At 62.8% G+C, this 13627-nt stretch carries 6 protein-coding genes; 2 read left to right on the forward strand and 4 right to left on the reverse strand.

The window, feature by feature from the left end:
- The first annotated feature begins 61 nt into the window (after positions 1 to 61).
- A complete protein-coding gene (locus NTD89_RS26745) occupies positions 62 to 3151 on the forward strand; it encodes a transglycosylase domain-containing protein (RefSeq protein ID WP_262210544.1) in 3090 nt (1029 codons plus the stop codon).
- 150 nt (positions 3152 to 3301) lie between these two features.
- Positions 3302 to 8317 (forward strand): dermonecrotic toxin domain-containing protein, encoded by a 5016-nt coding sequence (locus tag NTD89_RS26750; protein WP_262210546.1) that lies wholly within the window; start codon positions 3302 to 3304, stop codon positions 8315 to 8317.
- A 138-nt stretch (positions 8318 to 8455) separates the two neighbouring features.
- On the opposite strand, the gene NTD89_RS26755 is transcribed toward NTD89_RS26750, so the two are convergent.
- The 4 genes from NTD89_RS26755 to NTD89_RS26770 all read right to left on the reverse strand — a co-directional run bounded on the left by NTD89_RS26755 (position 8456) and on the right by NTD89_RS26770 (position 13567).
- Entirely contained in the window at positions 8456 to 8938 is a 483-nt protein-coding gene (locus NTD89_RS26755; RefSeq protein WP_262210547.1) for a CS1 type fimbrial major subunit, read from the reverse strand.
- 5 nt (positions 8939 to 8943) lie between these two features.
- A complete protein-coding gene (locus NTD89_RS26760; protein WP_242194465.1) occupies positions 8944 to 9702 on the reverse strand; it encodes a molecular chaperone in 759 nt (252 codons plus the stop codon).
- A 69-nt stretch (positions 9703 to 9771) separates the two neighbouring features.
- On the reverse strand, positions 9772 to 11016 hold the full coding sequence (locus NTD89_RS26765; protein ID WP_145161458.1) for a hypothetical protein: 1245 nt from the start codon (positions 11014 to 11016) through the stop codon (positions 9772 to 9774).
- Between the two features lie 31 nt (positions 11017 to 11047).
- On the reverse strand, positions 11048 to 13567 hold the full coding sequence (locus NTD89_RS26770) for a TcfC E-set like domain-containing protein (RefSeq protein WP_262210549.1): 2520 nt from the start codon (positions 13565 to 13567) through the stop codon (positions 11048 to 11050).
- Positions 13568 to 13627: the final 60 nt, after the last annotated feature.

Consider the following 13627-nt stretch of genomic DNA (forward strand, 5'->3'; position numbering starts at 1 on the left):
CATCACCAGCGACTAAGCTTGAACCAAGTCCGATCAATCTGCGTGAATGGATCAATCGACTATGGGCGCTTTATGGCAGACCGATTCGAAACCCGCTGTGGTCCAGACCGACAGTGCGGATCCACCGCCATTGCCACAAAGCCCCCGCTCTCGACGCCTGTGGTGGCGGCTGATCGGGCTGGTGCTGGTGCTCGCGTTGGTGGCCCTGGGGTGGGCCGCCAGCCGGGAAATACGCACCTCGCGCCTGCAGGCTGAACACCTGAGCCCTTTTGCCGCGTCACTGAGCTACCGGGTGGAGCCTGGCGCGAGTGATGCGATGGTGTATCCCGGCGAGGGTCCTTTTGACCGGCGCCTGGGCTACAGCGCGCTGAATGAGTTTTTGCCACGCCTGCTCAAACGCAATTACGTGATTCAGGCACAGTCGCGGTTTTCCCCGGCGCTGATGAGCTACGCCGAGCACGGCCTGTTCGTGCCCTACGCCGAAAAGGTCCAGGCCGGCCTGACCATCACCGACTGTCGCGCGGCGCCGCTGTACGCTTTCAGTTACCCACAGCAACTCTATGCAAGCTTTGCCGCCATTCCACCGTTGGTGGTGCACAGCCTGTTGTTTATTGAAGACCGCGACCTGCTGGACCCCAAGCGTCCAATGGCCAACCCGGCGGTGGATTGGCCGCGCTTTGCCAAGGCCGCCTGGTCGCAGGTGGCCAAACTGCTGCATCTGCCAGGGCAAACCGCCGGCGGCAGCACCCTGGCCACCCAGCTTGAAAAGTATCGCCATTCGCCCGACGGCCTGACGCTGTCCGGTGGCGAAAAAATCCGCCAGATGATGTCTGCCAGCGTCCGCGCCTACCAACCGGGACCGCAGACCCTGGACAGCCGGCAGAACATCGTGCGCGACTACCTCAACAGCGTGCCGCTGTCGGCGGTGCCGGGCCATGGTGAAGTGCACGGCATGGCCGAAGGTTTACGCGTGTGGTACGGCGCCGACTTCAACCAGAGCAATGCGCTGTTGAGCGGCAACGCGCCCAAGGACCTTCCAGCAAAAGGCCTGGCGCTGCGCGAAGTGCTGTCGCTGATGATCGCCCAGCGCCGCCCTTCGCATTACCTGACCAAGGGCCGCGATGAGCTGGCGCAATTGACCGACAGCCATATCCGCCTGCTGGCACAGAACAACGTGATCGATCCGGCGCTGGCCAAGGCCGCCCTGGCCAGCCATGTCACCTACCGCGACTGGCAGCAACAACCGACGCTCCAGCCGGTGGAAACCAACAAGGCGATCAACGTTGCGCGCAGTCGCCTTGCCAGCCTGCTCAACCGCCCGCTGTATGACCTCGATCGCCTCGACCTGTCGGCCACGAGCACGCTGCAATACGACCTGCAAACCCAGGCCACCGAGTATCTCAAGCACCTGGCCGACCCCGCCTTCGCAGGGCAAATGGGCCTGCTCGGCCCGCGCTTGCTCACCCCGCAAAGCACGCCGCAAGTGCGCTACAGCTTCACGCTGTTCGAACTGACGCCCGATGGCGCACGGGTACGGGTGCAAACCGACAACACCGACCAACCTTTTGATATCAACGAAGGCAGCAAGCTGGAACTGGGCTCCACCGCCAAGCTTCGGGTGCTGACCACCTACCTGCAAATCATCACCGAGTTGCATGATCGCTACCGCGCGCAAACACCCGCCGAGTTGAAAAAAGTCGAGGTCCCCGAACAGGACCCACTGTCACGCTGGGCGCTGGATTACCTGATCCAGACCCCCGACCGCGACCTGTCGAAGATGCTCGACGCGGCCCTCAACCGCACCTATTCGGCCAGCCCCGGCGAAGCGTTTTTCACCGGCGGCGGCTTGCATCACTTCCACAATTTTCGCAATGAAGACAATGGCCGCAGCCCGACCCTGCGCGATGCGCTGCGCGAGTCGATCAACCTGCCGTTCATTCGCCTGATGCGCGACCTGGTGCGCTACACCACCTACTCCGGCGAAGACAACAGCGCGCGCTTGCTCAAAGATGACAACGATCCGCGCCGTCAGGAATACCTGGCCAAGTTCGCCGACCACGAAGGCACTGCGTTCCTGCTCAAGTTCTGGAAAAAGTACCGCAACAAAGACACTCAGACACGCCTCGACACCTTCATGGACGGCCTGCACCCCACCGCGATTCGCCTGGCTGCCGTGCACCGCTACCTGCTGCCCCAGGCCAGCCAGGAGAGCTTCAACCGTTTTGTGCGCTCGCATCTGAAGACCCCCAGGACCCCCGAAAAGCTCACGGACGAGCGCCTCGAAAAGCTCTACCAAAGCTACGGCCCCGGCGCCTACGACCTGCCGGACCAAGGCTACATCGCCAAGGTGCACCCACTCGACCTGTGGCTGCTGGGCTATCTGCTCAACCACCCCGACGCGACCTTCGGCGAGATCGTCAAGGCCAGCGAATTCGAACGCCAGGAAGTCTACAGCTGGCTGTTCAAGAGCCGGCACCAGAGCGCGCGCGACAGCCGCATCCGCACCATGCTGGAGATTGAAGCGTTCCTGGAAATCCATCAGCGCTGGCAGGCTGTCGGCTACCCGTTCGACCACCTGGTACCGTCGCTGGCGACCGCCATCGGCAGCTCCGGCGACCGCCCCGCCGCCCTCGCCGAACTGATGGGGATCATCCTCAACGATGGCGTGCGCATTCCGGTGCTGCGCATCGACAGCCTGCATTTTGCCGCCGGCACGCCGTATGAAACGCTCGTGAGCAACGACCCCAACCGTGGCAAGCGCGTGATGCCCAGCGAAGTCGCCACGGCGCTGCGCGGTGCGCTGTCGCAGGTGGTGGACGCAGGCACGGCGAAACGCGTGGCCGGCAGTTTCAAACTGGCCGATGGCGCGCCGCTGGCCATGGGCGGCAAGACCGGCACCGGCGACAACCGCATCGAAGCCATGGGCGCGGGTGGGCGCATCCTCAGTTCCAAATCGATCAACCGCACTGCAACGTTTGTGTTCTACATCGGCGAGCATCACTTCGGCACGCTGACCGCCTTCGTCCCCGGGGCCTCGGCCGAGCATTTCACCTTCACCTCGGCATTGCCGGTGCAAGTGCTCAAAGGCATGGCGCCGATCCTGACGCCGTACCTGCAGCCGGGCACGCAGACGCTGTGTGTGGCGCGCTGAATCCAGGGTGTCAGTTATGTATTTTTCACCCTCGAATTGTTGACTGTTACGCGCGTTAAAACCCGCGTAAGCCGCTATTTTTAAAGCTTATTTTAGCCTCGACGCGTGAATAGACTCAGGGAGTCTCCACTCTCTGTTCAGGTTCACACCATGCCTACCGATTCCTCCGCCCTGCCGTTCCAGGGCCGTCATTTCGAGTTGATCCAGAACGCGTTGCCCGACTGGGTAAAGGGCACCACAGCGGCGCGAATTGGCGCGCTCAAACGCCAGGGTCTTGCATCTGCGGCGCCTTACCTCGAGACCTCGCCGGCGCAGCACGTGTCACTCAAGCGCGCCGTCGCTGACCATTGGCACGCCCAGGCAGCGCTGGACAAACGCCTCGGCCCGCTCAACGATTTGCGCGCCTTTGCCGAGCCGCTGCTCAAGCGAGCGCTGTTCACGCACTACGGCGAGGTCGATGTACGCAACACCTGGCTGCGGGTGTACGTAGACGCGTCCAATGCCTGGTGGGTGATCAACGTCAAACGAGGCGTACAAAGCAAAACCCTGTCGTTGCTGGACATGGCCCTGCATAACTTCGCCGCCGGCGACACCTTCGTCGACCACGCCTTCCTGGGCCCGGAAGACGCCCGTGGTCAGCGCGACAGCCTGACGATACGTGGCCGGCCCGGTGGGCCGATACTGACGGCGCAGCGCTTCAAGGCCGTGTGTCGATCCCTGGACATCGGCGGCCTTTACCAGGCCCGGCTCCAAAGCGCGCTGGGGTTCGATCAGCCGGCGCTGGCCCGCACCGTGCGCGACGAAGTGGTCAGCCAGCTCAAGGCGGATTTGCGCAGCAGTGCGCACCTGGGCCTGCACAGCGGTCATCTGGCAAACGACGCCCATCACGCCTTGCTGAAGTTCATCGACACACCACTGGGTCTGTCACTCGATGGCCACACCCTGAGGTGTCATACGCTGAGCCTGGCTGAGTGCGAACTGAGCGGGATTATGCTGTTCGCCACGCCTGCAGAGCACGGCTCCGCCCGTGGGCGGCTGATTGCCTGGGTGCCCCAGGACCCCGAGCATCCGCTCAAGCAGTACCCTTCGCCGATTGCCTTCGTCGAAGAGCTGACGCGTCAGTTGCACAGCGGCCCGGCGTATCAGGCGTTTTTCAGTCAATTTGTGGCGCACGCCGAGCGCGGGGTGTTTTTCTCGCGGTTGCAGTCGCGTGCACATCTGCCATTGCGCCTGCTGGACATTGACCGGGATCACCCCAACCGCGCCGCCAACCCTGCGCGAGACGACCCGTGGAACTACCTGCACCGGGTCAAGCTCAACAAGATCGTCAACGACGCCCGGGAGCTGGCGGTATCCACTGCCTACGTCGACCGGCTGGCACGCTGGGCCTGGTGGGACAACCTCGAGCAGATACTCTCGGACGTCCTCAATGCGGCCTTGCTGGTGGTCACACCGTTCGTGCCGGTGGTGGGCCAATTGATGTTGGCCTACAGCGCCTATCAACTGTGCGACGACGTTTTCGAAGGCCTCCTCGATTGGGCCCAGGGCAATGTGCAGGAAGCTGGCGAGCATGTATTGGGCGTAGCTGAAAACCTGATTCAGCTCGCCTTGTTTGCCGGTGCGGGAAAAATCGGCGAGGTCGCGCGCCTCAAACTGTCGGCGTTTGTCGAAGGCCTGCACCCGGTGCAACAGGCCGACGGCACGCTCAAATTGTGGAACCCGGACCTTGCGCCCTACGCCCAACCCAGCCCGCAGGGGCCCACGGACAAAACCCTGTTGCCGCTGGAGGACCGGCACTATCACGTGCGCCACGATGCCCAGGCCGACGAGCATCGCGTAGTGCACCCAACACGTGAACAGGCGTATCAGCCCTGGGTAAGGTTCAATGCCGACGGCGCGTTTTTGCACGAAGGCGAACAGCCGCAACGCTGGGACAGCCAGACCCTGATGCGCCGTATTGGCCCGCGTGTAAAAGACTTCAGCGACCAGCAACTGGCCGACTTGCGCATTGCCAGTGGCACCGACGAAGGCGTGCTGCGCGCGATGCACCTCTACAACGAGCCCCTGCCCCCCTTGCTGGCCGCCAGCCTTGGCCGCCTTGAAGCCCAGCGCTATCCCGAAGCCATCAGCCGCAAGGTTCGTGCAGGCACGCCGCTGCCAAACGGGCCGTCATCGGATTGGTTCCCGCAGCTCATCACCGAGCTGCCCGGCTGGCCGCAGGACAACGCCCTGAAGGTCTGCCTCAATGATGATCTGTCGGGACCGGCCCTCACCTTCGGCAACGTCAACGCAAGCCAGGCCAGCACCCTGACCCTTAGCCTGTCTCAGACGTTGTCCGGGACCCTGCCTGAACGAGTGCTGGCTTTTCTCGACGACGCCGCGATACGCAACTTGCTCAACGGCGATGTCCCCAAGGACCTTCGGCTCACCGCCCTGCGCGATCAATTGGCCGACCGGGTGCTCAGCTATGCCCCCGAGATTGCCGACAAGGTCTACAAGACCCGCGAAATCACCGACAAGCCCAGCCTTGCGACCCTGCGCAAGCCCTTCGAGTACTTGGACTCCAACGCAGCCCTTGCCCTGCTCGGCAGCGCCACCGGCGAGGAGCACCAGGCGCTCGCGCAACGACAACTGCCGCTGCGCCTGCATAACCAGGCGCGTGAATTGGGCTTTGCCAACCAGTCGGTGCTGGCCTTCCAGGGGTTTGACTGGCCTTCGCCGTTGCCGACCCCGACCGAAAGACTGGTGCTCAACACCTTGAAGTTTCACAGCGACACCTTTGCTCGGTTGCGCATTGAAATCCGCGAACAGGCGGTGACAGGTCGCGTGCTGTGTGAAGCCGGGCCGGTGACTGCCGACACCACACGCGTGCTGATTCGCAAGGCGCGCGGCTATGAAGTGCTCGACCCTTTGACTTCACGGCCGTCAGCGCTCATCGACCTTTACGAGGCGATCCTGCAAGCCCTGCCCGCTGACCGGCGCGACGCATTGGGTATGCAAACGGGCGAAGGCCAAGCGCTCAAGCATTGGCTCAAACAGCGCATGGCGTCCCTGGCCGAGCGTCGCAAAGTCCTCGCGCAACCGCCCGTGCCGATGGTCCAGGGCCGCGAAACCAGCCGCCTGCTGGGTGGCCCGGCGGCCAGCCGCTGCTCGGCGTTACCCGCCCAAACCCATACCGAGCACGCCCGGCAAACCCTGCAATTGTTGTTTCCACACTTGAGCGAAGCACGCTTGAACCGATTTCTGGAGGACATTCCCCAGGCACAACTGCGCCATACCCTGAACACGCTGGTGGTGGAAAAACAGCAACTGCATGTGGACCTGATGAACTGGCAGAACTCGCTCATCCTCGGCGTCGCGGACGCCGCCGATGACTACGAAGCGAGGGTGTCCAGAAAGCACCTGGCCCATCGGATCATGCGTTGCTGGGGTGACCGGTTTGCTGAATTCACGGACGGCCGCGGTGCCGTCCAGCAAGGTGCCACACTCAACTTCAAAGGCCTGCGCCTGCCGCCCAGGCTCCCTACGCTGAGCGCCAGTTTCGAGCACGTGACATTTCTGGACGCCAGCCAGTGCGGCTTCGGCGAACGCCACAGTGATTTCCTCAAGCACTTCCCCTCCTTGCGCGGCCTCAACCTGGCTGACAATCGCCTCACGCAGGTGCCCAAGGCGCTGGAACAGATGCGTTTTCTCAAGGCGTTGAAACTGGCAGGCAACAGACTTGCACTGACGGCGGAGGACGTGACGCGGTTAAAAAAACTGCGGCGCCTGAAGAGCCTAGACCTGAGCAACAACCCTTTGACCCTGGCGCCCGACATCAGCCATATGCGTGGGTTGCACCTGCTTTACCTCAGCGGCACGCGCCTGGCTACCTGGCCCCAAGGGTTGTTCGCACACCCGCGCAATGACGCCTTTGTACTCGACCTGCGCGGCACCCGGATCAACCGCCTGCCCGAGGTCGCAGCCGGTTCCGCGCAAGGCAGAGTGGTGGCCCGCGCACGCCTGGATCGGCGCACCCTGCCGGACGAGCAACGCCTGCGCTATGAAACTTTGCGCGTGGCCGCAGGCCTTGATCCCAACCGCACGTATGAGCCGCTCGGTCACAACGCATTCTGGACGCAGGGCCTGCAAGGCGGCGATCTTCAGGACGCTCAAGCCCTGTGGCAGGCAGTGGAGCAGGAACAGGGTTCCCAGGGCTTTTTCGAAGTCATTGAAGCGCTGGAGATTGAGGGCGTTTTTGAGACTGACGCCGACCGCCAACGCTACGCCGTCAACCGCCCACTGCTGACCCAGCAGGTATGGCGCCTGCTGTGGGCAGCCCATGAAGACACCGAACTGCGTGAGCGCCTGTTCAAGATGGCGAGCTTTCCCGGCCTGTGCCCGGATGCCGGGGCGCAGATTTTCAATGAAATGGGGATCGAGGTCATGGTCAGCGAGATCCGCCGTGATACCGCAACCGCCACTGAGCTGGAAAGCCGTCTCGTCACGCTGGCCAAAGGCAGCGCCCACCTCAAACAACTGGCGAAGGCCGTGGGCCAGGAAATCGCCCGGCGCCTGCGCCCGGTGGCCGAAGGGGGCCTTGGGCAGCGCTTCAGATCGCAAGTGCGCGACGGGGTGCCCGGCGAGGTTGATGAGGTAGATATTCACTTGGCCTATCAAACCGCCCTCGCCCGCCGTCTCGACCTGCCCTGGCTGAGTGATCACATGCTTTACCGGGTCAACGCCGCTGTCAGCGCCGCCCAGATCGAGCAAGCCTACAGCGTGGTGCTGGAGCTGGATGAGGGCGACGGCCTGGTCAACCAGATGCTGCTCGAACCCTGGTGGGAACAGCACCTGCGTGACGCTTACGACAGCCAGTACCGTGACAACGAGCGCGAGTTCGGCGAGCGCTTCCTGGCGCTGGATGATCTGCAAACGGCGCAGGCGCAATGGGCCAATGCCCAGGCGTTGCCGGAGCCCGAACGCGAGCGCCTTCGCGCAGCCCTCAAGCACTTGGCCGAGGCGGTGCAAGTGCCCGAAAGTGTGGTGTTCACCGCCAAGCCGATAAACGACGCGCAGTACAACCGGTTGCTCAACGACCTGGGCTACAACGAACAGGAATGGATGCGCCGTCTGACCCGCCGGGCGCTCAGCGACGCGACGGGGCGCAGCAACCGTTCCCGTTGAAGAAGGTGACGGTGGCCCGGGGAGGTTTTTCCGTCCACCGTCTCGACGCTTGAAACGGGTCGGTGACTCGATGTAACCAGCCAGCGAATGCGTGCCTCTGGGCAAGTGGCGGTCAACCGTTACCGGTGCACGGTCAACTCAAGGTGCAAGGAAGTCGAACACGATGTGCACCGTGCCGTAATACTCCCCGGCCACGTAACCGCCGACGGGCTTGATCGCGGCGATTTCCAACTCCGCGCGCCGGCCCACGCGCGCTTCGGCGGCGTTGACGACTTCGGTACTCTCAAGGGTCAGCGGCACCTTGTTGAACAGCACCTGCAGATCAATCCGCTGGTGGCCGCTTTGCAGATAGGGCTCGGCCCCCAGCCGCGCGGCAACCGCGCCGGTGAGGTTTTTAACATCAAAATTCTTGCGCAGGCGGTTCAGCTCAGAGGTCACCAGGTTCCAGGCAAGCACTTGATCATGCCCCATCCAATCGGGCTCGGAAGGCAGCACGTAGGCCTCGTGCACAGGAATCGTCACCGAGACATCGAACGCGTGACGGGACTCAATCGCCCAGGCCTGGGCGGCCACCAATAGCAGCACTGCAAACAGCGTCAGCCTTGTGAGTTGCTTGAACATCGTCATCACCCGTTGCTGTTGACCGTGACCGGTTTTTTGTTCTGCCCTTCAATCAGCTGAAAGCCGTAGGTGCGGTCGGTTTTTTTCTCGAACACCAACTGGCGCCCCGGCAGGATGTGATGCTTGGTGGTCGGCAGGCAGTCGCTTTTTGCGGTGAGCGAACAGTCACGAAACTCATCCAGCACCACCACGCTGTTGCCGTTGTTACGCAACTGGTATTGGTTGCCTGTCTGGTTGATCTGCGTATCGAAACGCGTGGCCTTGGGCCGCACGAAAAACACCGTGCCGTAACCCGCCATGACGTTGATTCCGGCCGCGAGGCTGTCCTTGTAGTCGGCCCGTTCTTCGTCGGTGATCGCGAAGTTATCGTCCTTCTCCGGCACTACGGGAATAAAGCGCACGCGGAAATAACGCTCCTTGTCCCTCGGCCCCATGTACAACAGGCGCGTGCCCTGGCGCCCGTTGGCCGGCACGATCAGCCGCGCCGGGCTCGCCATCAGGCCGTCGCGCCGGGTGGTATTGCCATCGCTGTCGGTGAGCGATGCAACCGGCACCTCGCGATGGGTGCCATCGGCGTTGTAGACGATCTCCAGCACATCGACGCGGATGAACGCCGTGCTCGTGCCGGTGTTGGACACGCGCTTGAGATAGGAACTGCGATCCTGCTCGAGGTAGTCATACACCACCCCGACGTTGATCGCCGGGGCCGCCTGGGCGCCGAGAGCACAAAGCAACAACCCGATCGATAACACTGCCTGTTTCATGTTTGATTACGCCTCGTTAATTGAACACGGCCCGCGCGATACCCACGAGCCGGGAATGCGGATGGCCGTCTAGACCTGCGAATCCCAGACCACGGTCACCACGCCCGAATAGGTACTCCCGGGCCGTTTGAGCATTTCGCTCATGTCGTCTCGCTGCACTTCGAAGTGCAGGGTGCCGGGCCGGTCATTGATGTAGTGCAACGGCTGAAACAGCTCGCTGCCCACGCCATCCAGGCGCAGCGCGAGTTTGTTCACCGTTTGTGCGTACTGATCGACCAGGCCGCTGGGCAAGGTCACCGCGACCTGCAGCGGCACTTCATCACCCTCGGCATTGCGCAGCCCGCAGGTGTTGCCCATGACGATCGAGCATTCGAGCTGCATCTTGAAACGCGAGCTGCTGGCGATGCGGAACGTCTGGTCGCGGTACAAACGCGCCGGTGCCCGCCCCTGGTTGAGCCAGGCTTGCCAGCCGCCCTGGGGGATCAATTCGACACGGTTGCCACCGGGCGGGATATCGACCTTGAGCGCGTGTTCCACGCTCAGCCGAAAATTGAAGGTGGCGACGGTTTCGCTGGTTTGCATCACATCGCCGATGTCGAAATCCCCGCCTGGCCCGAAGGTGTAGGTGAGGCTGCCGGCGTAATCACCGGACCTCATGTTGAGCGGGTTCGGGGTCCTGAGTTCGTAGGCGTATTCAAAATTGCTGTAGTACATCCAGGGTATGTCAGTGCCGGCGGTCACACTGCAGGCACCGGCATTCTCGGGAACGATCCAGAAAAACAACGCAAAGGACGGCGAGGCCGCCAGGTAATTCACGCCCTGGCAAGGCGCTGGCGCATGCTGCCAGTAGTAAGACCACTGAGGCATGCCTGTCGTCGCCCAGCCACTGACTCCCGGTGGGTAGGTGACATCCCAGCGCGCGCCCACACCGGCAATACGCATCTGGACCGTCTCGGTTTCACCGGTCGCCTGGTGGGTGACCTGCAGGTCTCGCCAGGCCGAGGGCACTTTGAAATAAGCGCCTTTGCGCGGCTCGGCATAAGCCAGGACGGGCCCGCTTGACGCCGCCGAGAAGGGCCTGCGAATGGTGAAAATATTCATCTCCTTGCACCGCGCGGGAATATGCCCGGGGCAAATCCCGCTTTCCGGCGTGGTGTTCTCGAATTTGTTGACCATCGGGTTGCCCGGGTCGGGACGGAACACGGCGGTAATCTCCTCGACGAACGCCTGCGCCGGTGTGCTGAACAAACCCATGATCAGGGCCAGCACACGGCACGGCCCCAAGGCGCTTCTGGTTGCAGCGACTGACTTCATACATTCTCCGGTTCAAAAGTGCGGGCAGCCATCAGCCGGCGGTTTCCACGTTGAAGTTGGCTTCGGCCAGCGTGTCGGGGGTGCAACGCAGGTCGCCGATCATCAGCACATCGTTTTCATTCGGGGCGTTGGCCGGGTCGAGGCGGAACTGGCAGAGCAACTGGTTTTGGTAGCGCACTTGCAGGGTGGGTGAGCTGGCGCTCATTTCCATCGAGAAGAACCCGTCTACCTCGCTGACCCCACGGCTGGCGTGGTTGATCACGTGATGCCCCTTGAGCGGCCGACCCTGGGCATCGAGCAGACGCCCCAGCACCGACACGGTTTTCAGCACGGTGACCTTGCGGTAGTCCACCCCGCCCTTGTTCAAGTGATACGTAGTGCGCGCCGGCTGGATGTTGGCGGCGGGCGGGTGATTGCCGTCGAAATCGAAGTTGACGCTGCTGCTTTTGTAGGCGGCCAGCGGCACAAAATTGCGACCGGGGCGCAAGACCGCGCCACCGCCACTGAAGTCATCGGCGCGCAGGGTGATGGCCTCGAGGTCAGTCTCGACATCAATGATCATGCCCGCGCCCGTGCCGTGGTACTGGCTGGTGAGCAACGCCTTGTCGGCGCCGGCCACGAACGTGCTGTTGAGGTTCAGGCCGCCGGTGAATTTGTTGTTGAACGAGCTGCGCTGCAGGAAGCCGTCGCCGCTGACCGTGTCGGTACTGAAGCTGGCCGTGCTCGACAGGCCAACGCCATAAGTGTCGGTGATGGCAGTGGCCGAAACGCTTTGCAGCAGGTGGTCGGTGAGGTCCTGGCGAAAGGTGACCGAGGCATTGTTGTCACGGCCGCCATCACGCGCCGTGCGAGTGCCGACACTGCCGGACACTTGGCGGCCGTCGGTGCCCAGCGCCAGGCTCAAGGTCACGTCGATGCCACGGTTACGCTGATCGTCAGTGCCGTTGGTGCCCGGCCGGTCGAACGCCGAGAAGCGCCAGTTGGCGTCGCTGCCCATCAGGGTGCTGCGCCGGTTCCAGCCCAGGTCCAGGCCGGCGCCCACGACATTGCCCTGGCTGTGGGACAGGCGCACGTTCCAGGAGTTGAGCGCATCGACACGGTGGTTGACCGACAACGCGGTGTTGCTGGTTTCGCCGACAAAGGTATTGCGCCGCAACCGCGTGCCGTCGGGCAGCGTGTCATAGGTGTCGCGGGTGTCGAGCCAGCTGCGGTTGTGACTGAACACTAGGTTGGTGGTGCCCAGCGTGTAAAGCGCCTGCAGGTCCATCCCGGTGCCGTGTTCCTGTGTCTCATACACGTTGGCGTAGACGCTGGTGTTGTTGGCGACGGTCCAGTCCACCGAACCGCCGTATTGCAATTGCTCACGCACTTCACGTGCCGACAACCCGAGAATCACCCGCGGGTGCAACAGGTAGTTAACGGAGGCGCCGGTGGTGATGGCGCCGGAGGCCTGGTCGTCCCAGTTGCTGAATAATTTGGTTTCCCTGCCGGCAAACACGTTGTAGCGCCAGCGGTCGTCGGCGTTGCGCCAGTTGCTCGGTTTGTACACCAGCTCCTGAGAGGTACTGACCGTCATGCCGTCTTCCACCAGGCGCACTTCCACCTCATAGATACCGCCGGGCAGTGGGCGGGTGTCGAGCGTCTGCAGGCCGGCCGCCACTGACTGGCTATTGAGCAGCAAGCCATTGCGGTAGATCTCCACGGACGCCTGACGGTTGGCCGTGACGTAGATCGGATAGACGCTGGCCTTGGCGTTGTTGATCGCCAGCGTGTCGGAGCTGCCGTACATCACGCCCAGGGCCGTGTCGGGGCTGGCGCCAAAACTGCGCAGCTGTCGGGTCAGGCCATCGGAATTGGGCGTGAAATGGCCCAGGCGCAGAAAACGCCCTTCGAGCTCGCGCTGGGTATACAGCTCGTGGATCGCGTGGCGCAGGTGCTCTTCGTCGCCGCTCTGGCGGGCCAGCTGCAGGTTGAACACCTGGCTCCAATTGCCCAGGCTGGCGCTCGCCTGCAAACCGTAACGCCCGCCCAGGTCTTCGTCCTGGCCGCCGTTGAGGTTCAGTTGATTGTTGACGATCAAGCCACGGCTGCCGCCTTCCGGCTGCGCGTAGTAGCGCGGGGCGTCATCGGCGTGTTCGACGTTTTGCGTGATGATCGAAAGCTGCGAGCTCTCGAGGCTGTAGTGGGTAGACAGCATCTGCGCGGGGCACGCCTGGCTGCACGCGCCCAGCGCCACACCCTTTTCAAGGATGGCCTGCCAGGTGTCGCGGGTCGCCAGTGGGACTTTGCTGTCGCCCACGTCGGTAAATTCGAGCAGGGTTACGCGGTCATCCCGGGACAACACGATTAACGCCTCGCCGAGTAACTGCTGGTCAAGGTCGACCCGCACGGCCAGCGGTACATCGAAGAAGTGATCACTGAACCCAGTGGGCAAGCCTTGGGCCTGAGCGATCAGACTGCCAGGATTTTCAACACCGGAATTCGGCGCCGCCAGGGCACCCATACAAAAAAAAAGCGCAAGCGCCGCCGCGATGGGAGTCATCGGGAACATGAACACATACTCTGAATGCCAAATGACAAGAATGAAAATCAGGCCGGCGGCCCCTGAACA

It is taken from the genome of Pseudomonas sp. 14P_5.3_Bac1 (genome assembly GCF_025466135.1).
Taxonomy (GTDB): domain Bacteria; phylum Pseudomonadota; class Gammaproteobacteria; order Pseudomonadales; family Pseudomonadaceae; genus Aquipseudomonas.